This window comes from Pararhizobium sp. P1_E7, assembly GCF_056405855.1.
The window spans coordinates 92,161-112,942 of sequence record NZ_JBFUBH010000004.1 but is presented as its reverse complement, the minus strand read 5'-3'; the positions used below and the strand labels follow the sequence as shown (position 1 = coordinate 112,942).

19 protein-coding genes, 1 tRNA gene and 1 pseudogene are annotated in these 20,782 nt (G+C 60.9%); 17 read left to right on the top strand and 4 right to left on the bottom strand.

Translation table 11 applies throughout. The features are described 5' to 3' along the window. Positions 1–36 precede the first annotated feature (36 nt). Positions 37–1,164, top strand: a complete 1,128-nt coding sequence (locus AC1D17_RS06545) for an NAD(P)/FAD-dependent oxidoreductase (RefSeq protein WP_477564602.1) — start codon at positions 37–39, stop codon at positions 1,162–1,164. On the opposite strand, the gene AC1D17_RS06540 is transcribed toward AC1D17_RS06545, so the two are convergent. Next, positions 1,161–1,691 carry a flavin reductase family protein gene (locus AC1D17_RS06540; RefSeq protein WP_477564601.1) on the bottom strand — a complete coding sequence of 177 codons (531 nt, stop codon included), beginning with the start codon at positions 1,689–1,691 and terminating at the stop codon, positions 1,161–1,163. The two genes, AC1D17_RS06545 and AC1D17_RS06540, sit on opposite strands and share 4 nt — an antisense overlap. 300 nt (positions 1,692–1,991) lie before the next feature. Between AC1D17_RS06540 and AC1D17_RS06535 the strand changes: the two genes are divergently transcribed. Next, complete coding sequence (locus tag AC1D17_RS06535) at positions 1,992–2,168, top strand: hypothetical protein (RefSeq protein ID WP_477564600.1); 177 nt, start codon at positions 1,992–1,994, stop codon at positions 2,166–2,168. 12 nt (positions 2,169–2,180) lie between these two features. On the opposite strand, the gene AC1D17_RS06530 is transcribed toward AC1D17_RS06535, so the two are convergent. Then, positions 2,181–3,104, bottom strand: a complete 924-nt coding sequence (locus tag AC1D17_RS06530; protein WP_477564599.1) for an AraC family transcriptional regulator — start codon at positions 3,102–3,104, stop codon at positions 2,181–2,183. Positions 3,105–3,296: 192 nt separating this feature from the next. Here AC1D17_RS06530 and melA (AC1D17_RS06525) point away from each other — a divergent pair, with 192 nt between their 5' ends. The 7 genes from melA (AC1D17_RS06525) (at position 3,297) to AC1D17_RS06495 (ending at position 13,046) form a co-directional block, all read left to right on the top strand. Next, positions 3,297–4,769, top strand: coding sequence for an alpha-galactosidase (gene melA / locus AC1D17_RS06525; protein ID WP_477564598.1), 1,473 nt, complete (start codon positions 3,297–3,299; stop codon positions 4,767–4,769). A gap of 176 nt (positions 4,770–4,945) precedes the next feature. After that, a complete protein-coding gene (locus AC1D17_RS06520; protein WP_477564597.1) occupies positions 4,946–7,033 on the top strand; it encodes an ABC transporter substrate-binding protein in 2,088 nt (695 codons plus the stop codon). A 78-nt stretch (positions 7,034–7,111) separates the two neighbouring features. Then, a complete protein-coding gene (locus tag AC1D17_RS06515) occupies positions 7,112–8,125 on the top strand; it encodes an ABC transporter permease (RefSeq protein ID WP_477564596.1) in 1,014 nt (337 codons plus the stop codon). Then, the gene (locus AC1D17_RS06510; RefSeq protein WP_477564595.1) at positions 8,122–9,243 is read left to right on the top strand and encodes an ABC transporter permease; all 1,122 of its coding nucleotides are present in this window, start codon (positions 8,122–8,124) and stop codon (positions 9,241–9,243) included. The genes AC1D17_RS06515 and AC1D17_RS06510 overlap by 4 nt, the downstream gene beginning before the upstream one ends. A gap of 11 nt (positions 9,244–9,254) precedes the next feature. Then, a complete protein-coding gene (locus AC1D17_RS06505; protein WP_477564594.1) occupies positions 9,255–10,925 on the top strand; it encodes an ABC transporter ATP-binding protein in 1,671 nt (556 codons plus the stop codon). 16 nt (positions 10,926–10,941) lie between these two features. Beyond that, positions 10,942–12,312, top strand: coding sequence for an alpha-galactosidase (melA, locus tag AC1D17_RS06500; protein WP_477564593.1), 1,371 nt, complete (start codon positions 10,942–10,944; stop codon positions 12,310–12,312). Positions 12,313–12,653: 341 nt separating this feature from the next. After that, positions 12,654–13,046: a hypothetical protein gene (locus tag AC1D17_RS06495; RefSeq protein WP_477564592.1), complete on the top strand. Its 393-nt coding sequence runs from the start codon at positions 12,654–12,656 to the stop codon at positions 13,044–13,046. A gap of 213 nt (positions 13,047–13,259) precedes the next feature. On the opposite strand, the gene AC1D17_RS06490 is transcribed toward AC1D17_RS06495, so the two are convergent. Continuing rightward, positions 13,260–13,349, bottom strand: a tRNA-Ser gene (locus AC1D17_RS06490). A 289-nt stretch (positions 13,350–13,638) separates the two neighbouring features. On the opposite strand from AC1D17_RS06490, the pseudogene rplU reads away from it, so the two are divergent. The 4 genes and pseudogenes from rplU to AC1D17_RS06470 all read left to right on the top strand — a co-directional run. After that, a pseudogene (rplU, locus tag AC1D17_RS06485) lies at positions 13,639–13,947 on the top strand (50S ribosomal protein L21); the annotation flags it as partial. Between the two features lie 102 nt (positions 13,948–14,049). Beyond that, entirely contained in the window at positions 14,050–14,319 is a 270-nt protein-coding gene (gene rpmA, locus AC1D17_RS06480; protein WP_264219827.1) for a 50S ribosomal protein L27, read from the top strand. A 126-nt stretch (positions 14,320–14,445) separates the two neighbouring features. Next, positions 14,446–15,102, top strand: a complete 657-nt coding sequence (locus AC1D17_RS06475) for a GNAT family N-acetyltransferase (RefSeq protein ID WP_477564591.1) — start codon at positions 14,446–14,448, stop codon at positions 15,100–15,102. Further along, positions 15,099–15,680 carry a GNAT family N-acetyltransferase gene (locus AC1D17_RS06470; RefSeq protein ID WP_477564590.1) on the top strand — a complete coding sequence of 194 codons (582 nt, stop codon included), beginning with the start codon at positions 15,099–15,101 and terminating at the stop codon, positions 15,678–15,680. The genes AC1D17_RS06475 and AC1D17_RS06470 overlap by 4 nt, the downstream gene beginning before the upstream one ends. 48 nt (positions 15,681–15,728) lie before the next feature. Here AC1D17_RS06470 and AC1D17_RS06465 read toward each other — a convergent pair whose 3' ends face one another. Further along, positions 15,729–16,589, bottom strand: a complete 861-nt coding sequence (locus tag AC1D17_RS06465; RefSeq protein WP_477564589.1) for an endonuclease/exonuclease/phosphatase family protein — start codon at positions 16,587–16,589, stop codon at positions 15,729–15,731. Between the two features lie 82 nt (positions 16,590–16,671). Here AC1D17_RS06465 and obgE point away from each other — a divergent pair, with 82 nt between their 5' ends. Genes obgE through AC1D17_RS06445 form a run of 4 tightly spaced genes read left to right on the top strand, consistent with a single transcriptional unit; the run spans position 16,672 to position 20,745 of the window. Beyond that, a complete protein-coding gene (gene obgE, locus AC1D17_RS06460; RefSeq protein ID WP_477564588.1) occupies positions 16,672–17,682 on the top strand; it encodes a GTPase ObgE in 1,011 nt (336 codons plus the stop codon). 1 nt (position 17,683) lies between these two features. Then, on the top strand, positions 17,684–18,853 hold the full coding sequence (gene proB / locus AC1D17_RS06455) for a glutamate 5-kinase (protein WP_477564587.1): 1,170 nt from the start codon (positions 17,684–17,686) through the stop codon (positions 18,851–18,853). Continuing rightward, positions 18,846–20,126, top strand: coding sequence for a glutamate-5-semialdehyde dehydrogenase (locus AC1D17_RS06450; RefSeq protein WP_477564586.1), 1,281 nt, complete (start codon positions 18,846–18,848; stop codon positions 20,124–20,126). Before proB ends, AC1D17_RS06450 begins: the two co-directional genes overlap by 8 nt. Before the next feature lie 37 nt (positions 20,127–20,163). Then, complete coding sequence (locus AC1D17_RS06445) at positions 20,164–20,745, top strand: nicotinate-nucleotide adenylyltransferase (protein ID WP_477564739.1); 582 nt, start codon at positions 20,164–20,166, stop codon at positions 20,743–20,745. The last annotated feature ends 37 nt before the right edge of the window (positions 20,746–20,782 follow it).

Genomic DNA, 20,782 nt, shown 5'->3' with positions numbered 1-20,782 from the left:
GAAGATCGCGCGGATACCGTAAAGGGCTGGGCCGACATGCAGACATTCGACGTGGCGATCATCGGCGGCGGCATTGCCGGTCTGTCGCTCGCCTATTTCCTTGGGCCCCATCGCTCCTGTGTGGTGCTCGAACGGGAAACGGCGCTCGGCTATCACAGCACCGGCCGCTCCGCCGCCGAATTCGTGCTGCGCTACAACGCGCCAGAAGTCTGCCGACTGGCTGCGATCGCCAAGGATTTCTTCGACGGTCCGCCGGACGGATTTTCGGATATTCCGCTTCTGAAGAGGCGGGGCGGGGTGATGATCGCCACTGCGGACAAGGTCTCCCGGCTGGAAGAGGTGTTCCGCACCGAACTTGCCTTCACACCGGAGCTCGAACGGCTCGACGAGGAGGAGGCGCTGGCGCGGCTGCCGATCCTGAAACCGGGCTATGCCGCCGCCGCGTTCTACGATCCCAACTTCTGGGATATCGAGGTCGAAAGTCTTTTGCAGGGGTATGCAAAGGGAGCACGGCGCAATGGCGCAGACATCCGCGAGCGTCACGCGGTTCTCTCCGCAAGCTACGACGGTCAAGCCTGGGCCATCGAGACATCGATGGGCCCTGTGCGTGCCAAAACCGTCGTCAATGCCGCCGGCGGCTGGGCGGATCCAACAGCGGAAATTTTCGGCGTCAAGCCGCTCGGCATCGTTCCGAATCGCCGCACGGCCATCACAGTCGATCTTCCTGAAGGGATCGATATCTCCGATATGCCGGAGATCAACGAGATCGACGAGGTTTTCTACATGAAGCCTGATGCCGGCCGGCTTTTGGCCAGCCCGGCTGATGCCACGCCTTGCGAGCCCGGCGATGTCCAGCCGGAGGAGCTCGATGTGGCCTGGGCGGCGCACTATGTCGAGGAGGCAACCATCATTCCGCTCCGTCGCGTCGCCAAAAGCTGGGCCGGCATGCGCAGCTTTTCCTCCGACCGGCTGCCGGTGATCGGCTTTGCGCCAGATCATCCGGATTTCTTCTGGCTGGCGGGCCAGGGCGGCTACGGTATCTTGACCTCTCCGGCGCTCGGAGCCTTGGCGGCAAGCCTGCTCACCGGCCGGCCGCAGCCGGAGGGATTCAGGGCCCAGGCGCTTGATCCTGAGAAATTCAGCCCGTTGCGCTTCAAACCCTAGAGCGAAAAACGGCCGTAGCGGCCATTGCTATAGACGAGTGAGTGCCCGTCGCCAGCGACGATGGAGACGACCCGGCCGAGGATGATCGCATGGCTATGCCGCTCGATCACTTCATCCACTTCACAGTCGATACCGGCGAGCGCTCCGCGCAGAACAGACGCGCCACTTGCGAGCGTGAACCATTCCGCACCGTCATAGCGGTCGATCCCCTTCAGTCCGCCCTTGCCGGCAAACCGGTCGGCCACATCCTGCTGGTCGGCGCTGAGGATATTGACGCAGAAATGCCCGTAGCGGCTGATGATCGGCCAGCTGGAGGAGCTGCGGTTGATGTTGACGATCATTGTCGGCGGATCGACGGACAAGGCCGTGGCCGAGGTCACTGTCGCTCCGGTACGCTCGTCGCCGACCCCGGCGGTGATGACGGAGACACCGCCCGACATCCGCCGCATGGCCGATTTCAAGGCATCCTCATCCGCGACATGCTGCGGGGCGGTACGGTCGAGCGAATTTCTCAAGGCGACGTTCATCTCAGGTCCACTCTCTTGCCGTCTCGTTCATGGTGCCTGATTTACGCATTAAAGTTGCCCCGGTCTCAAGCAAAGAACGCCCTTAGCTATCGGCAATGCCGGATCGATTTTTCAATCATCATAAAATTTATAGATTATATTATTTTCTAAACGGAGATGGTTTTTGGCAAGCTTGGGCACTGCCAGACAGCAGCACTGTGAAATAGGACATCAAAATCATAGACTATTGACAGGGCGGCCAATTGTGTCAGGATTGTGTTCAAGGCCATTAACGGGTCCACGCAAACAGCGGAGAACTGAATGTTTTATCACGGTGGAATGACCCTCGGTTACCTGACGCCTCCCGCGAAGAAGGAAAAGCCCATCCGCGTTGAGATGCCGGTCAGGCAAGGCCGCGAAGAACCGGTGGACCTTGACCGGGAACGCGAGCAGGAACTGAGCCGCGCATTCATGACGCCCTGGCATCTCTTCTACTGATCGGGGCAGAACTCACTCAAGCGTTGAAGCCGCTGCCGAACCCCGGCCATTGGTGGCAATGCTGGAATACATGCCCGTGGTGCGGAACTCCGTCGGGCTGGCGCCGAAATAACGGCGGAACACCTTGGCGAAATAGTTCGGATCCTCGAAACCGGACATCACAGCCACTTCCTTCACCGACAGATGTGCTGCCTTGGTCAGGAGCTTGGTTGCGCGTTGCAGCCGCTTGCGCAGCACGAATTCTGCCGGTGGCATGCCTTCGCTGGCCGCAAAGACCCGCGAAAAATGCGCCCGGCTGAGACCGGAGACATCCGCGAGTTTCTCGACCGGCAATGGATGCTGCAAATTCGCCATGATGTGGTCGATGACATGCTGCATCGTCCGGTATTCCTGGCTGAAGACCGGATGTGAGCCGAAGACATCGTCATAAAGCACCATCGCCGACTCATATGCGATGGCAGAGGCGCTGCCCGGCGCATCGGCACCGCCTGAAATCAGCCGCAGGCTGCAATCGGCAAGACGCTCGATCGTTTCCGGCTTCAGGTTGAGGATCGGACCGGTCGTCGCCACAATGGCCTTGTGGACGCGCAGCGCCTCCTCGCCGTTCATGGAAATCCAGAAGAACTCCCATCGGCCATTCTGCTCCAGCCAGTAACGATGATTGTGCGGCACCAGCACGAGCAACGTCTCACCCTCGCGTACCCGGTAGGTGCGGTTCTCGTAGCGCAGGTTGCCGGCGCCGCCGATCGTGTGCTGAAGCACGGTGAACGGCGTCTGGCCGCGCTTGCGGCCGTCCCAGTCATAGGTCGAATCGGTGCGGATCTCGTAGCCCGTGCTGGTTGGCATGGTGTGCAGGCTGTGGCGTCCACGCGGCAGGGAAACCGTCCGCATCACCGGTCCATTCTCGATCAGTCGTTTCAGCATAGAATTACCCATGAAAGCACAATACCTCTCTGGCGGTACCCGACATTATACGCATAATACCCGTCAACAAAGCAAGATGACCGGGTTGGAGCGGCGTCGGCAGGGAGAGCAGGGAGGCGAGCGGCATGAGAAATGCCTTGTTTTCCGCGCATTGATTTTACCCTGTCCGTTTTTCCCGGCCAAACGACCAGAGACGAGGACAGCATGAGTAGCTTCAAGATAGCCATAATCGGCGCCGGCAGCGTCGGCTTCACCAAGAAACTCTTCACCGATATTCTTTGCGTGCCGGAATTCCGGGACGTCGAGTTCGCGCTCACCGACATAAGCGAGCACAATCTCGGTATGATCAAGTCGATCCTCGACAAGATCGTCCAATCCAACAACCTGCCGGCCAAGGTCACGGCCTCGACCGACCGCCGCGAGGCGATCGCAGGCGCACGCTACATCATCAGCTGCGTGCGCGTCGGCGGTCTTGCCGCCTATGCAGACGACATCCGCATCCCCTTGAAATATGGCGTCGATCAGTGCGTCGGCGATACGATCTGCGCCGGCGGCATTCTTTACGGCCAGCGCAACATCCCGGTCATCCTCGATTTCTGCAAGGACATTCGCGAACTGGCCGAGCCTGGCGCGAAATTCCTCAACTATGCAAACCCGATGGCGATGAACACCTGGGCTGCGATCGAATACGGCAAGGTCGACACGATCGGCCTTTGCCACGGCGTCCAGCACGGTGCCGAGCAGATCGCTGAAATCCTCGGCGCCAAGGATGGCGAGCTCGATTACATCTGCTCGGGCATCAACCATCAGACCTGGTTTACCGATGTGCGTGTCAAGGGCCGCAGAATAGGCAAGGACGAGCTGGTCGCAGCCTTCGAGGCGCATCCGGTTTTCTCGCAGCAGGAGAAGCTGCGCATCGATGTCCTGAAGCGTTTCGGCGTCTACTCCACCGAGAGCAACGGCCATCTGTCGGAATACCTGCCCTGGTACCGCAAGCGGCCGGAGGAAATTACCCGCTGGATCGATATGTCCGATTGGATCCACGGCGAAACCGGCGGTTATCTGCGTTACTCGACCGAGACCCGCAACTGGTTCGAGACGGAGTTTCCGCAGTTCCTCGAAGATGCCGGCAAACCGATCGATCCCGCCCGTCGCTCCAACGAGCACGCCAGCCACATTCTCGAGGCGCTGGAAACGGGGCGCGTCTACCGCGGCCATTTCAACGTCAAGAACAACGGCGTCATCACCAACCTGCCGTCGGATGCGATCATCGAATCGCCCGGCTTCGTCGATCGCTTCGGTATCAACATGGTCGCTGGCATCACGCTTCCGGAAGCCTGCGCCGCCACCTGCACGTCCTCGATCAACGTCCAGCGCATGTCGGTTCATGCCGCCGTTTCCGGCGACATCGATCTCCTGAAGCTGGCCGTTCTGCACGATCCGCTGGTCGGTGCCATCTGCACGCCGGAGGAGGTCTGGCAGATGGTCGACGAGATGGTTGTCGCCCAGGCCGAATGGCTGCCGCAATATGCCCATGCCGTACCTGCGGCCAAGGAGCGTTTGAGCAAGGCGACCGTCAAGACGCGCGACTGGAAGGGCGTTGCCCGCCGCGAGGTTCGCACGATCGACGAGCTGCGCGCCGAAAAGGAAGAAAAGAAGCTGAAGGCAGCCAGCTAAACGCCTGGTTTGCAGATATGCGCGACCCGTTTTCCTGAGGAGGAGGCAGGTCTGGGAGTGGGCGATCCGTCGTCCGCTCTCTTCCGGCAGATGGCAGGAGCCGTCATGCCGGGTGCTTTTAGGAGGAGAGCCGCCCATACCGGGCCGGTCTGAAGCATCAGGGAGAAACAACGACAATGAACAGCTTTCGCCATCTGAAAATGACCAGCGCGCTGCTATTGGGCGTGTCGGCATTTGCCATGACAGCCATGGCGTCCGAGCCGGCCGTCGTGCCCGAGCAGCCGGCGTTCCCGGCGCAGGGCAAGATCACCTATGTGCCGCGCGATTCCATCCTCGAATACAAGGCACTGCCGGAGTATCACGAGCCCGATTGGGTCACCGAGAAATTCGTCAAGACCGGCAAACTGCCGCCGGTTGCCGAGCGCCTGCCAAAGGAACCGCTGGTCTTCAAGACCGGCAACATGCCGGATGGCGTTGGTGTTTACGGCGATACGATGCGCCATGTCATCGGCGGCCGCCCAGAAGGCTGGAACTATTCCGCCGGGCAGACGCAAGGCTGGGGCGGCATCGATATCGAGATGTCCGAATGCCTGACGCGCACGGCACCGCTCTATCAGGTCGAAGCGAAAGACGTTGAACCGCTTCCGAACCTGGCCAAGAGCTGGGAATGGTCCAAGGATGGCCACAAGCTGACCATGCATCTGATCGAAGGCGCCAAATGGTCGGATGGCGTTCCCTTCTCCTCCGAAGACGTGATGTTCTATTGGGACGACAATGTCGTCGATCCGAATGTCTCGCCGCTCAATGGCGCAACGCCCGAAACCTTCGGCGAAGGCACGACACTGAAGGCCATCGATGCCAACACCGTCGAATGGACCTTCAAGGAAGCCTTCCCGCGCCAGTATCTCTATTCCATGGCCTACGGCACGTTCTGCCCGGGTCCTGCGCATATTCTCAAGACCAAGCATCCGAAATACGCCAAGGGCTTCACCTACGACCAGTACAAGAACGGTTTCCCGCCGGAATTCATGAACATACCGATTATGGGCGCCTGGGTTCCGGTCGAGTACCGGCCGGACGACATCGTCGTGATGCGCCGCAATCCCTACTACTGGAAGGTGGACGAAGCCGGCAACCAGCTGCCCTATCTCAACGAACTGCACTACAAGCTGTCGACCTGGGCCGACCGCGACGTGCAGGCGATTGCCGGTTCCGGCGACTTCTCCAATCTCGAACAACCGGAAAACTTCGTTGAATCGCTCAAGCGCGCTGCGTCCGAAACAGCCCCGGCACGCCTTGCCTTCGGCGCCCGCCTGATCGGCTACAATCTGCGCATGAATCTCTCGGCAAACGGCTGGGGTGACCCTGATGCCCGCGGCAAAGCCGTGCGCGATCTCAATCGCAACGTGGACTTCCGCAAAGCGGTCACCATGGCGCTCGACCGCAAGAAGATCGGCGAATCGCTCGTCAAGGGCCCGTTCACGGCGATCTATCCCGGCGGCCTGTCGTCGGGCACGAGTTTCTACGACCGCCAATCGACGGTCTACTATCCCTTCGATCTCGAAGGCGCAAAGGCGCTTCTCGAAAAGGCCGGCCTGAAGGATACGGACGGCAACGGTTTCGTGAACTTCCCAGCCGGGACGGCGGGCGGTCAGGACGTTCAGATCGTGCTCTTGAGCAATGGCGACTACGGCACCGACCGCAACCTTGCGGAAGGCGTGATCGGCCAGATGGAGAATCTCGGTTTGAAGGTGACGCTTAACGCGCTCGATGGCATCAAGAAGGACAACACGCACTATGCCGGTCAGTTCGACTGGACGATCCGCCGCAACGATCCGGAACTGACATCCGTGGTGCAGAGCACCACCCAGCTCGCTCCGATGGGCCCCCGCACAAGCTGGCATCATCGCGCCGGCACGGACGGCACGCTCGACCTTCTCCCCTATGAGAAGGAACTCGTTGATATCGTCAGCAAGTTCATCGCCTCGGACGATAATGACGAACGCACCGAACTGATGAAGCAGTACCAGAAGGTCGCAACGGAGAATGTCGATACGGTTGGCCTCACCGAATATCCGGGCGCGCTGATCATCAACAAGCGCTTCTCGAACGTTCCGGTCGGCGCACCGATCTTCATGTTCAACTGGGCGGAAGATACAGTGATCCGCGAACGCATGTACGTGGCGGCTGACAAGCAGGGAGATTACGAACTCTTCCCGCAGCAACTGCCGGGCAAGCCGGGTGAAAACGGCCCGATCAACTGATCCGAAACCTCGTTTCCCAGGCCGTGCCAGCAGCCCGGCCTGGGAGAACCCCAAAACACACAAGAGAACCTAACAGCCATGTTCCGATTTCTGCTTGTGCGCGTCGCGTCAGCCATACCGGTCCTTTTCGTGCTCAGCGTCGTGACCTTCGCGATCATCCAGGCACCGCCGGGCGACTACAGCGACTACATCCGGTCGCAGATGATCAACCAGGGCGGCGCATCCTTCGAGGAAGCCGACGCCCAGGCGCAGGCCTACAGGGTCGCCAACGGGCTGGATAAGCCGATGGCCGTCCAGTACGTCAACTGGATCACCGGCATCGTCACCCGAGGTGATTTCGGCCATAGCCTGTTCTACAACAAGCCCGTTTCCGAAGTCGTCGGCGAGCGGCTGCCGCGCACGCTGGCTTTGGCGCTGGTCTGCCATATTCTCGCATCGGTGATCGGCATCACCTTCGGCATTCTCGCCGCTACCCGGCAATATACCTGGGTCGATAGCCTGCTATCCGGTATCTCGTTCCTCGGCATGACCGTGCCGCGCTTCCTGATGGCGCTGATCATCGTCTACATCCTGGTGTTCCATTTCAACGTCACCGAGATCAACAGCTTCCACTCCGCCAAATATGGCGGCGCGCCCTGGTCGTGGGACAAGTTCGTCGATCTTTTGAAACATGTCTGGCCGGTCATCGCCATCGCCACCTTCGGCGGCCTCGCCTACAATATGCGGGTCATGCGCGGCAATCTGCTCGATACGCTGAACGCCCAGTATGTCGAGACCGCGCGCGCCAAGGGTCTCTCCGAGCGGGCCGTCATCATGCGCCATGCGGTGCCGAACGCGCTGCATCCGCTAGTCATGTATCAGGGCGTCGTCCTGCCCTACATGCTGACCGGCGAGATCGAAACGGCGATCATCTTCGCGCTCCCAACCGTCGGCCCGGCCATTGTCGGCTCGATGTGGGTTGGCGATGTCTATGTCACCGCGACCTTCATGCTGGTCCTGTCCGCAACGCTGATCGTCGGCAACATCATCGCCGACATGCTTTTGGCGCTGCTCGATCCACGTGTCCGTCTGGGCGGAGGAGCACACGCATGAAAGCCGATGTTCAAACAACTGTCACCGTGCCGGTTCCGGCACCTCATCACGGCGGCGAGACTTACCTTGCGCTCGTCTGGCGCCGCCTGAAGCGCTCCTGGACCGGCATGGCAGGCCTCATCCTCGTCTGCCTGCTGATGCTGATGACGATCTTTGCCGAGTTCTTTTCTCCCGTCGATCCGAAGCTCACCGGCGTCGCCTTTGCACCGCCGCAGGCAATCAGCATCACCGATCAGGAGGGCAGTCTCGTCTGGCCACGCACCTATCAGGTCGGCGAAGGCACCGAACTCGACCCGATCACCTTCCAGCCGATCGTCGGACCGGACTACGCCAACCCGAAAAATCTCGGCTTCTTCGTCAAGGGTTTTGGCTACCGGCTCCTCGGCCTGATCCCGACCGACCGGCATTTCTTCGGCGCCACCGACGGCACGCCGGTCAATTTCCTCGGCACCGACAAGTTCGGGCGCGACGTGCTGTCACGCATCTTCTACGGCTCCCGTGTCTCGCTGATGATCGCATTGACGGTCGTGTTCATCGTGACGGTCGTCGGCACCACGGTCGGCATGGTGTCCGGTTATTTCGGCGGCCGCTTCGATACGTGGATGCAGCGCTTCGTCGAACTGGTTCTCGCCTTCCCGCAATTGCCGCTCTATCTGGCGCTGACCTCGCTGATCCCGGTGACGGCACCGACCAACGTCTTCCTGGCATTCGTCATCTTCGTCATGTCGGCGCTCGGCTGGGCGCAGATGTCGCGCGAGGTGCGCGGCAAGACACTGGCGCTCGCCCGGATCGACTATGTCCGTGCAGCCATGGCGATCGGCGCCACCGACCGGCGCATCATCTTCCAGCACATTTTCCCCAATGTGATGAGCCACGTGATCGTCTCGGTGACCCTGGCGATCCCGAGTGTCGTTCTGCTCGAATCCTTCCTCGGTTTCTTAGGCTTCGCGGTCAAGCCGCCGCTGATGTCCTGGGGGCTGATGCTGCAGGATACCGCCACCTATTCCGTCATCGGATCCTACCCCTGGATCCTTTCCCCCGTGGCCTTCGTGCTGATCACCGTCTTTGCGTTCAATGCGCTGGGCGATGGCCTGCGCGACGCTGTCGACCCATACTGAGGAGACGACCCATGGCACTCGTGGACATCAGCACACTTGCCCCCGAACAACGGCACGACCATGCCGCGTCCGTCGGTGCGCCGATCATCGACGCCCGGCACGTCGCCGTGACCTTCAAGGTCGAGGGCGGATCGGTCGATGCGGTGAAGAACGTCTCCTTCCAGCTCTATCGCGGCGAAACCATCGCAGTCGTCGGCGAATCCGGCTCGGGGAAATCGGTCACCGCCCGCACCGTCATGGGCCTGCTCACCAAGCGCGCCACCGTCTCTGAACGGTCGAGCATCGCGTATGACGGCAAGAACGTCCTGAAATTCTCCGACCGCCAGCGCCGGGCGCTGCGCGGCAATCGCATCTCGATGATCTTTCAGGAGCCGATGAGTTCGCTTAACCCGGTCTATACGATCGGCGCCCAGATCATCGAAGCGATCCGCGTTCACCAGAAGATGAGCCGCAGCCAAGCGATGGAGCGGACATTGGAGCTTTTGCGCCAGGTGCAGATCCCCGATCCGGAAGCCCGCCTCAACCAGTATCCGCACCAGCTTTCCGGCGGCCAGCGCCAACGCATCATGATCGCCATGGCGCTTGCCAACAACCCGGACGTTCTGATCGCCGACGAGCCGACGACAGCGCTCGACGTCACCGTGCAGGCGCAGATCCTCAACCTCATCCGCGATCTGCAGAAGACGCTCGGCATGGCGGTGATCCTGATCACCCACGACCTCACCGTGGTGCGCCAGTTCTCCGACTATGTCTATGTGATGCAGAACGGCGAGGTGAAGGAACACAACACCACGCCGGCGCTATTTGAGAACCCGCAGCATCCCTATACCCGCCACCTGCTCAATTCCGAGCCGAAGGGCATGGCCAATCCGATGCCGGTGGATTCCGCCGCCATCCTCGAAGGCCGCAATGTCCGGGTGTCTTTCATGCTGAAAGCTGGCGGTTTCTTCAAGCCGCAGCTGAAGGAACTGGTCGCCGTCGACAGCCTCTCGATCAAGCTCCACCGTCATGAGACGCTCGGTCTCGTCGGTGAATCCGGCTCTGGAAAGACCACCTTCGGCCAGGCGCTGGTCAAGCTGCTGGCGGCCGAAAGCGGCGAGATCCTGTTTGATGGCCAGTCGATCGAAAAGAACACCCGCGACCAGATGCGCCCCTTGCGCTCACGCATGCAGATCGTCTTTCAGGATCCTTTCTCCTCGCTCAACCCGCGCATGTCGGTCGGCCAGATCATCGAGGAAGGCCTGATCGTCAACAGGCTCGGCGCGACCCGCAACGAGCGGCTGGAGCGGGTGAAGGAAGCGCTGAACAGCGCCGGCCTGCCCAACAACATCCTGTCGCGCTTCCCGCACGAGTTTTCCGGCGGCCAGCGCCAGCGCATCGCCATCGCCCGCGCCATTGCGCTGGAACCGGAATTCATCCTGCTCGACGAGCCCACTTCGGCGCTCGACCTCTCGGTGCAGGCCCAGATCATCGAACTGCTGCGCAAGCTGCAGGACGAGAAAGGACTGAGCTATCTCTTCATCTCCCACGATCTCAAAGTCGTGCGCGCGCTCTGCCACCGGGTGGTGGTGATGCAGCACGGCAAGATCGTTGAAGAAGGCCCGGTCGAAGACGTTCTCACCCATCCCAAGACCGCCTACACCGAACGGCTCGTCCGCGCCGCCTTCGAAGTAGCCGCATAAGCAAAGAGGCCTATCCATGACGAGACAACCCAAGATCACCTTCATCGGCGCCGGCTCGACCGTGTTTATGAAAAATATCATCGGCGATGTGCTGCAGCGCCCGGCCTTGTCCGGCGCGAAGATCGCGCTGATGGACATCAACCCGCAGCGCCTGGAAGAAAGCGAAGTCGTGGTCAGCAAGCTGATCTCGACGCTCGGCGCCAAGGCCACCATCGAGCTGCATTCCAATCAGAAAAAGGCGCTCGAAGGCGCCAATTTCGTCGTCGTCGCTTTCCAGATTGGCGGCTATGAGCCCTGCACGGTCACCGATTTCGAAGTGCCGAAGAAATACGGATTGCGCCAGACGATCGCCGATACGCTCGGTGTCGGCGGCATCATGCGGGGGCTTCGCACCGTGCCGCATCTCTGGTCGATCTGCGAGGACATGATGCAGGTCTGCCCCGAGGCGATCCTGCTTCAATACGTCAACCCGATGGCGATCAACACCTGGGCGATCGCCGAAAAATATCCGAAAATCAAGCAGGTCGGGCTTTGCCACTCGGTGCAGGGAACGGCGATGGAGCTCGCCCACGATCTCGACATTCCCTACGAGGAAATCCGCTACCGCTCGGCCGGCATCAACCATATGGCCTTCTTCCTGAAGTTCGAGCACCGCCAGCCGGATGGCTCTTACCGCGATCTCTATCCGGATCTCGTGCGCGGCTACCGCGAAGGCCGGGCGCCGAAGCCGACCTGGAACCCGCGCTGCCCCAACAAGGTGCGCTACGAAATGCTGACGAGGCTTGGCTATTTCGTCACCGAAAGCTCGGAGCATTTTGCCGAATACACGCCCTATTTCATCAAGGAAGGCCGCGAGGACCTGATCGAGAAGTTCGGCATTCCGCTCGACGAATATCCCAAGCGCTGCATCGAGCAGGTCGAAAAGTGGAAGGGCCAGGCCGCCGCTTTCCGTTCGGCCGACAAGATCGAGGTCGCGCAGTCGAAGGAATATGCCTCCTCGATCATGAACTCGGTCTGGACCGGCGAACCCTCGGTCATCTACGGCAACCTGCGCAACAATGGCTGCATCACCTCGCTGCCGGACAATTGCGCCGCCGAAGTGCCCTGCCTGGTCGATGAAAACGGTATCCAGCCGACCTTCGTCGGCGACCTGCCGCCGCAGCTGACGGCGCTGATCCGCACCAACATCAACGTGCAGGAACTGACGGTTGCCGCGATGATGACCCAGAACCGCGAGCATCTCTACCACGCCGCGATGATGGACCCGCACACGGCAGCCGAACTCGATCTCGACCAGATCTGGTCGCTCACCGACGACCTGCTTGCCGCCCACGGAACCTGGATTCCCGAATGGGCCCGCGTCTCCAAGAAGGTCCAAGCCGCGTAACGCCCCTCCCCGTTGCGTGACAGGAAGCCCCGGAACAACACATTCCGGGGTTTTCCTTTTGTGCCGGCGAACCTGAGCTTGCCAGCGCCCTCCGGATTTCCGAATCGCGGCCATGCGTATCTCCAATCAACGTTGATGATCGCGCGTAGAATGCCTCAGGAGATGAGCCAAGCCTTATCCCGGCACAAGCGATAACGCTGTCAAACGTCCTTGAAGCAATCGGACTTGTTTGTTGTCGAATTCAGGTTCAGAGTCATGCGACTGTTTTTGGGAATGGTCGAGTTTCAAACGACCGCCAGCATCACGATCGAGCGAACGATACCGCGGGTTGGCGTCGAGCCATGGACGCGCTGCTCGTCGCCATGACAGCGCCGTTAGATTTCATCCGCCAAACCCCCTTATGCAGGAAAAGGAGGATAGAAATGCGAATGATGCTCAAGGTTTCGCTTCCCGTTGACAAGGCAAACGCAGCAATCAAGGATGGCAGCCTCGTCCCCAAGATTCAATCGATACTGGCCGAACTCAAACCCGAAGCGGCCTACTTCACCGAATTCGACGGGAAAAGAACAGGCCTGATTTTCTTCGACATGAAGGATACCTCGGAGATACCGGCCATTGCCGAGCCATGGTTCCTCGCCTTTGATGCCGCTGTTGAGATCAAAGCCGTGATGAACCGTGATGACCTGGAGAAGGCCCGCCCCGGGATAGAGAATGCGGTCAAAAACTTCGGCTGAACTGCGTCGGGCAGCCGATTGAAGCCCAAGTAATGCGACTTCGGCCCAATACGAGGCTTCGCAGCGGCCCGCAATGCGCTCGGTCGTGAGCTTGAGGATCGCTGTGGGAGGGCCCCGGTCGTGGCCCTCTGATCGATTGCGCGCTCCTTCGTATCTGGACGGGCATCAACCTTTCCAAGCCGGAGCTCGGAACACCGATTTCATAGGAAAGAATGGCGGAGAGGGTGGGATTTGAACCCACGATACCCTTGCAGGTATGCCGCATTTCGAGTGCGGTGCGTTCGACCACTCTGCCACCTCTCCGGATATGCTGGTCGGCGCCGTTAGCGCGAGGCGGTTCATAGCGGCAGTTTTTGCAGATGACAAGAGGGTGGATCAAGGAAAATCAAGCTCATCGGCGTCTTTCGCCTTGACAGTTTTGCCGGCTTCACGTAATTCGCGAACTCGAAGTGGTGTGGCATGCCCTCACCGCGCCGGGTTTCTATTGTGCCCGTTCACCGGCAAGGCTGGAAGGCTTTGTCATCGTCCGACTGAAGAAAAAGACGGCCTTGCCTTTGGGCGAAGAGCCGGAACGAACATGAAAGGATAAAAAATGTTCGCAGTCATCAAGACCGGCGGTAAGCAGTACCGCGTGGCAGCCAACGACGTTCTGACGATTGAAAAATTGGAAGGCGCCGCAGGCGACAAGATTGAATTCACCGAGATCCTGATGGTCGGCGTCGGCGCCGATGCAACCATCGGTGCTCCGTTTGTCGAAGGTGCCGTTGTCAGCGCCGAAGTTGTGGAACACGGCCGCGCCAAGAAGGTCATCGCCTTCAAGAAGCGCCGCCGCCAGAACTCGAAGCGTACCCGCGGTCACCGCCAGCACAACACGACCGTCCGTATTCTGGACATCGCGGCTGTTGCCGGCGCGAAGGCGAAGAAGGCTTCCAAGAAGTCTGAAGACGCTGCCGCTGAAGCTGCAAACTGAGACAACGGATCCAAGGTTTAAAGGAGAACACCCATGGCACATAAAAAAGCTGGCGGTTCCTCGCGCAACGGTCGCGATTCGCAGTCCAAGCGCCTCGGCGTGAAGAAGTTCGGCGGCGAAGTCGTCGTTGCGGGCAACATCATTCTGCGTCAGCGCGGAACCCAGTGGCATCCGGGCGCCAATGTCGGCCTCGGCAAGGACCACACCATTTTTGCACTTACGGCGGGCAACGTGGACTACCGTACAAAGGCCAATGGCCGCGTATACGTGTCTGTAATGCCGAAAGCCGAAGCAGCGGAATAAGCCGGTAGCGCTCTAAAACAGCCGGCGTCTCATCGACCCGGCTGACGCTTACCGTTCAGGCCAAGATCAAAAGGGGAGATGGGGCAATGCCCGATCTCCCCTTTTTCACGTCTTGGAGGACTGAACATGCAAAGCGAATTGTTGAGGGAGAGCCAATCCCGGTCTCCCCGGGAAGATTCCCTGGAATCTTCTCAGGAAAGGCCGAGGCCTTTGCGGTCAAGGACCGATTGCCCGATATTGTTATCGCCCAGGCTCGTTTTGCGCGCCCCCCATGAAGACGATATCGACGCCCTTGCCCATCTTGCCAACAACGCCAATATCGCCACCATGGTTTCGCGCATGCCGCACCCGTACACGGTGGCCGATGCCGCGGATTTCGTACGCCGTACGAAGACGGGCGCGATTGGCAAGTGCGTCTATGCGATTACCAAAGCGGATAATGGCGCATTCTTGGGTTGCTGCGGTATCGAGCCGCATCCCGATGGCAAGACGGCGGAGCTTGGCTACTGGCTGGGCGAACCGCACTGGAACAAGGGTTATGCCACCGAGGCAGCACAGGCCCTGACCGACATGGCCTTCCGCACCCGCGACATCGACCAGATCGATGCGCGCTGCCGGGTCATGAACGTCGCCTCGCGGCGGGTCATCCAGAAGTGCGGGTTCCAGTTCCAGGGTTCGGGCATGGTCGGCAGCCTGGCGCTCGGCGGCATGATGTCGGTCGAATGGTACCGGCTCGACCGCAAGACCTGGATGTCGTTGCGCAGCTGGGGAGGTCTGAGATGACCGCCCATCTCGTTGAACGGCCGAGGGTTGCGGCCCGTCCCGATCCTGGCCCCTGCCCGGTCATCGAAACCGCGCGGCTGACCTTGCGCCCGCACCGGCTGTCCGATGCGGATGCGGTGGCTCAGTCGCTTGGCGATTACCAGGTCTCGCGCATGCTGGCGCGGGTGTCCGTGCCCTATCACCGGCAGGATGCGCTCGACTGGCTGATCCGGCAGGGTTCGGGGCTGATCGCCGGCTGGACACTGGCGATCACCACCGGCGACGACGTCCATATCGGCTGCGTCGGCATCGAGCTTCGCCACGGTCAATGGAACCTCGGCTACTGGCTGAACCGCTATTACTGGAACCGCGGCTACGCCAGTGAAGCGGCCTATGCGGCGATGGAGCGGTTCTTCCGGCGCATGCCCGGCACCGTCCTGCATTCCGGCGTCTTTGCCGACAATGCGGGATCGCTGAAGCTGCAAAAGAAGCTCGGCTTCGAGATCACCGGCTGCTCCCAGGTCTATGCACTGGCGCGCAACGGCATGGTCAGTCATGTCGAAACGATGATCACGGCAGGCGTTCTGCGCAAGCCGTAAACGAATGAAGGTCCGCGGAAGGATTCCCGCGGGCCTTTCTTCTTTGCGCTATTCCAGCTCGAAGCCTATGGGCAGGTGGTCCGAGCCTGCGGCCTCCGTATCGATCCAGGCCTGTCTCAGTCGCGGCACGAGGCCAGCACTCAGGAAACAATAGTCGAGATGCATGCGCTTTTGATGATTGGCGGGATTGATCCAGCTGTAGCTTTCAGGCGTCAGCCGGCCGAGATGCGCAAGTGCGTCCACCGGGTTTTCGAGCCGCAGCGAGCGGCCGTAATAGGCATCGCGCGTGCCGGTCATCGCGCAATATTCCGGCCCTTCCGGCTCCATGTTGAAATCGCCCATCAGCACGAAATCGTCGGGATGCGGCAGCTCGGCAAAACCGAAATCAGCACCGCCGGTCATTGCGCCGCCTTCACGGCCGTAGGAAAGCGCCTTTTCCTTCAGATAGCCGATCTGAGCGAGGCGCTCGGACGGATAGACATGGTCGAGATGCACCGAATAGACCCGTATCGGACCGGACGGGGTGATGATCAGCGCTTCGGTGGCGCCGCGCTGCAGGTTCATCGGCGAAATCGTCCGGGTGCGCGGCAACGGGATGAGGCGCGTCGCAGCGATCGGAAAGCGCGACAGGATCATGTTGCCGAACTGGAAGCGGCGTTCGACGGCGCGGCCGTTCTCGATCGCCGATCCCGCATCGATCTCGCAGGCAGGCCAGAAGGCAGAAAAGTATTGCGGCATCAGATCACGGAAAATGGCGACAAGGTCGGCATGGCCGTTTCGATGAAAATTCCGCGTCACTTCCTGCAGCGCGATCACATCGGCGCCTTCAAGACTTCTCGCGATGCGCTTAGGATCGAAACGGCCGTCGAGACCGACGCCGTACTGGACGTTATAGCTCAAAAACTTCACGATATTCTTTGACCTCCGGGGCATGCGCCTATATCGATGGCGGCAATTGTGGCGGCAAATACACCAAACAGATGGCAGTGCGATGAAATTTCTTGACGAAACAAAAGTCTATATCCGGTCCGGCGACGGCGGAGCTGGCGCTGTGTCGTTCCGGCGCGAGAAATTCATCGAGTTCGGCGGGCCGGACGGCGGCGACGGCGGCCGTGGCGGTGATGTCTGGGTGGAGGCCGTCAACGGCCTCAACACCCTGATTGACTTCCGCTTCCAGCAGCACTTCAAGGGCGGCACCGGCATTCATGGCATGGGCCGCAACCGCACGGGCGCCGGTGGCGCCGATGTCACCCTGAAGGTTCCGGTCGGCACGCAGATTTTCGAGGAAGATGCCGAGACGATGATCGTCGACATGATCGCCGAGGGCCAGCGCTTCCGCCTGGCCGCAGGCGGCAATGGCGGCTTCGGCAACACGCATTTCAAATCCGCCACCAATCAGGCGCCGAACTGGGCCAATCCCGGCCTTGAAGGCGAGGAAAAGACCATCTGGCTGCGGCTGAAGCTGATCGCCGATGCCGGTCTGGTCGGATTGCCGAATGCCGGCAAGTCGACCTTCCTTGCAACGACGACGCGCGCGCGTCCGAAGATCGCCAACTATCCCTTCACGACGCTGCACCCGAACCTGGGCGTGGCGACGATCGATGGCCGCGAGTTCATTCTTGCCGATATTCCCGGCCTGATCGAAGGCGCGCATGACGGCGTTGGCCTCGGCGACCGGTTCCTGGGCCATGTCGAGCGCACCCGCGTGCTGCTGCATCTCGTCTCCGCCCAGGAAGAAGATGTCGCCAAGGCCTACAAGACAGTCAAGCATGAGCTTGAGGCCTATGGCGGTGAGCTCGTCGACAAGCCGGAAATCGTTGCACTGTCGCAGATCGATGTTCTCGACCCCACCGAACTGAAGAAGAAGCAGAAAGCGCTGGCCAAGGCCAGCGGCCAGACGCCGCTGCTGCTGTCGGCTGTCGTTGGCACGGGCATGACCGAAACGCTGCGTGGATTGCGCGATATCATCGTTGCCGCGCAGACCCAGGTGGACGAAGACTGACATGACGGCGCAACGCAAACCGCTGGAAAAATACCGCCGGATTGTGATCAAGATCGGCTCCGCCTTGCTTGTGGATCGCAAGACGGGCCTGAAGAAGCAATGGCTGAACGCCATGTGCGCCGACATTGCAGCACTCAGAGCCAAGGGCGTCGATGTTCTCGTCGTCTCCTCTGGCGCTATTGCGCTGGGGCGTTCGGTGCTGGATCTCGCCCCCGGCGCTCTGAAACTGGAGGAAAGCCAGGCAGCTGCCGCCGTCGGTCAGATCGCGCTTGCCCGCGCCTGGTCGGAAAGCCTTTCTGCGGACGAGATCGTTGCCGGCCAGATCCTGCTGACGCTTGGCGACACTGAAGAGCGCCGCCGTTATCTCAACGCCCGCGCCACCATCAGCCAGCTTCTGAAGATGGGCGCCGTGCCGATCATCAACGAGAACGACACGGTTGCCACGACCGAAATCCGCTACGGCGACAATGACCGGCTCGCCGCCCGCGTCGCCACCATGACCGGCGCCGACCTGCTCGTGCTTCTTTCCGATATCGACGGGCTCTACACGGCCCCGCCGCATCTTAATCCCGATGCCCGTTTCCTCGAGACCATTGCGGAAATCACCCCGGAGATCGAGGCGATGGCCGGGGGCGCCGCGTCGGAACTGTCGCGCGGCGGCATGCGCACCAAGATCGATGCCGGCAAGATCGCCACCGGTGCCGGCTGCGCCATGATCATCGCATCTGGAAAAGTCGATCATCCGCTGTCGGCGATCGGTGAAGGCGCCCGCTCCTCCTGGTTCGCGCCATCCGGTTCGCCGGTCACCGCGCGAAAAACCTGGATTGCCGGACAGTTGCTGCCGGCTGGCAGCCTCTGCATCGATACCGGCGCTGAAACCGCGTTGCGGTCCGGCAAGAGCCTGCTCCCGGCCGGCGTCCGCCAGGTTACGGGATCGTTCAGCCGCGGCGATACAATTGCCATTATCGGCGCCGAAGGCCGCGAAATTGCCCGCGGACTGGCCGGTTATGATGCCGACGAAGCCCGTCAGATCGCCGGCAAGAAATCGGCGGAAATTGCCGTTATTCTCGGTTATGCCGGACGCGCCGCCATGGTGCATAGGGACGACATGGTGATGACCGCGTCCGCCAAGCGGGAGACGGATGCAGTGAGGAGCGACGCTCATGCTTGACGATGCGCGAAAGAAAGAAATCCAGGAATTGATGGCGGTGATCGGCCGCCAGGCCCGCGCCGCCAGCCGGCCGCTCGCCACGGCGTCTGCCGAGCGCAAGCATGCAGCCCTCATCAGCATGGCGAGCAACATCCTCGCCCGCAAGGACGACATCCTCGCCGCCAATGCGCTTGACCTGGAAAACGCCCGCGAAACCGGCGTTGCCGCCTCCTTCCTCGACCGCCTGACCCTGTCGGAAAACCGCGTGCTCGACATGGCCAATGCCATCCGTGCGATCGCCGAACTGCCCGACCCTGTGGGCGATGTCATCGCCGAATGGGATCGTCCCAACGGCCTGCATATCGAACGCGTGCGCACGCCGCTCGGCGTCATCGGCGTCATCTATGAAAGCCGCCCGAACGTTACGGCGGACGCGGGCGCGCTCTGCCTCAAGGCAGGCAATACCGTCATCCTGCGCGGCGGATCGGACAGTCTGCATTCATCGCAGGCGATCCATGCCTGCATGGTGCAGGGTCTGAAGGATGCAGGGCTTCCAGAGCATGCGATCCAGATGGTTCCCGTCGCCGACCGTTCGGCTGTCGGCGCCATGCTGACCGGTCTTGGCGGCACAATCGACGTCATCGTTCCGCGCGGCGGCAAGAGCCTTGTCGCCCGCGTCCAGAACGAGGCGCGCGTGCCGGTCTTTGCCCATCTCGAAGGTCTCTGCCACGTCTATGTCGATGCGTCTGCCGATCTGGAGATGGCGAAGAAGATCGTGATCAACGCCAAGATGCGCCGCACCGGCATTTGCGGTTCGGCCGAGACGCTGCTGATCGACCGCAAAGCGAAAGACACATTCGTCCTGCCGCTGATTACCGCCCTTCGCGATGCCGGCTGCGAGGTTCGGGCAAGCGAAGACATCCGCGCCATGGTGCCGGGATTGATTGCGGCGACCGAAGAGGACTGGGCGACGGAATATCTCGATGCGATCATTTCGGTGACGCTGGTGGATGGGATCGGCGGGGCCATCGATCACATTGCCTCTTGGTCGTCGGCCCATACCGAAGCCGTTATTGCCGAGGATCCGGCGGTGGTCGAGCGCTTCTTTGCCGAAGTCGATTCAGCCATCCTCCTGCACAATGCCTCGACCCAGTTTGCCGATGGCGGCGAATTCGGCATGGGCGGCGAGATCGGCATCGCCACCGGCAAGATGCATGCACGCGGGCCCGTCGGCGTCGAGCAGCTGACCTCTTTCAAATACAGGGTGCGCGGCACCGGTCAGGTCCGGCCGTAAGGTGCAGCCGGGCGACGTCGATCCGTTCTACCTGAAAATGCCCCATGTCGCGCGCGGCATGACCGTCGGGCTGTTCGGCGGCTCCTTCAATCCGCCGCATGAAGGCCATGTGCTCGTTGCCGATATCGCGCTGCGCCGGCTTTGCCTCGACCAGCTCTGGTGGATGGTGACACCGGGCAATCCGCTGAAGAACCGTAACCATCTTGCCCCGCTCGCTGAACGGATTGCACTCAGCGAGAAAATCACCCAGGATCCGCGTATCAAGGTGACGGCGTTCGAGCAATCGCTCGGCCAAAGCTATACGGCCCGCACACTGGAAAAGATCCGCGAGCGCAACCGCAGTATCCGCTTCGTCTGGATCATGGGCGCCGACAATCTGAAGAATTTCCACCTTTGGCAGGACTGGCAGAAAATCGCCCGTACCTTCCCCGTTGCCGTCATCGACCGGCCCGGCGACACGCTGTCCTATCTGTCCTCGAAGATGGCAAAAACCTTTGACTATGCGCGCATCGACGAAGCGCATGCGGCAAGTCTCGCCTGGCGCAGGGCCCCCGCCTGGACCTTCATTCACGGACCACGTTCACCGCTGAGCTCCACGGCGCTGCGGGCAAAATCATGACGGCGTGCAAGCAATGAATAACCGTCATTTACTTCTC

Excerpts from the sequence above, each read along its gene's own strand:
- AC1D17_RS06470 (WP_477564590.1), top strand. The coding sequence starts at position 15,099 with ATGACCGCCCATCTCGTTGAACGGCCGAGGGTTGCGGCCCGTCCCGAT.
- AC1D17_RS06545 (WP_477564602.1), top strand. The coding sequence starts at position 37 with ATGCAGACATTCGACGTGGCGATCATCGGCGGCGGCATTGCCGGTCTG.
- melA (WP_477564598.1), top strand. The coding sequence starts at position 3,297 with ATGAGTAGCTTCAAGATAGCCATAATCGGCGCCGGCAGCGTCGGCTTC.
- AC1D17_RS06495 (WP_477564592.1), top strand. The coding sequence starts at position 12,654 with ATGGACGCGCTGCTCGTCGCCATGACAGCGCCGTTAGATTTCATCCGC.
- melA (WP_477564593.1), top strand. The coding sequence starts at position 10,942 with ATGACGAGACAACCCAAGATCACCTTCATCGGCGCCGGCTCGACCGTG.
- AC1D17_RS06530 (WP_477564599.1), bottom strand. The coding sequence starts at position 3,104 with ATGGGTAATTCTATGCTGAAACGACTGATCGAGAATGGACCGGTGATG.
- proB (WP_477564587.1), top strand. The coding sequence starts at position 17,684 with ATGACGGCGCAACGCAAACCGCTGGAAAAATACCGCCGGATTGTGATC.
- AC1D17_RS06540 (WP_477564601.1), bottom strand. The coding sequence starts at position 1,691 with ATGAACGTCGCCTTGAGAAATTCGCTCGACCGTACCGCCCCGCAGCAT.
- AC1D17_RS06475 (WP_477564591.1), top strand. The coding sequence starts at position 14,446 with ATGCAAAGCGAATTGTTGAGGGAGAGCCAATCCCGGTCTCCCCGGGAA.
- AC1D17_RS06515 (WP_477564596.1), top strand. The coding sequence starts at position 7,112 with ATGTTCCGATTTCTGCTTGTGCGCGTCGCGTCAGCCATACCGGTCCTT.
- AC1D17_RS06445 (WP_477564739.1), top strand. The coding sequence starts at position 20,164 with ATGCCCCATGTCGCGCGCGGCATGACCGTCGGGCTGTTCGGCGGCTCC.
- AC1D17_RS06450 (WP_477564586.1), top strand. The coding sequence starts at position 18,846 with ATGCTTGACGATGCGCGAAAGAAAGAAATCCAGGAATTGATGGCGGTG.
- AC1D17_RS06505 (WP_477564594.1), top strand. The coding sequence starts at position 9,255 with ATGGCACTCGTGGACATCAGCACACTTGCCCCCGAACAACGGCACGAC.
- AC1D17_RS06535 (WP_477564600.1), top strand. The coding sequence starts at position 1,992 with ATGTTTTATCACGGTGGAATGACCCTCGGTTACCTGACGCCTCCCGCG.
- rpmA (WP_264219827.1), top strand. The coding sequence starts at position 14,050 with ATGGCACATAAAAAAGCTGGCGGTTCCTCGCGCAACGGTCGCGATTCG.
- AC1D17_RS06520 (WP_477564597.1), top strand. The coding sequence starts at position 4,946 with ATGAACAGCTTTCGCCATCTGAAAATGACCAGCGCGCTGCTATTGGGC.
- obgE (WP_477564588.1), top strand. The coding sequence starts at position 16,672 with ATGAAATTTCTTGACGAAACAAAAGTCTATATCCGGTCCGGCGACGGC.
- AC1D17_RS06510 (WP_477564595.1), top strand. The coding sequence starts at position 8,122 with ATGAAAGCCGATGTTCAAACAACTGTCACCGTGCCGGTTCCGGCACCT.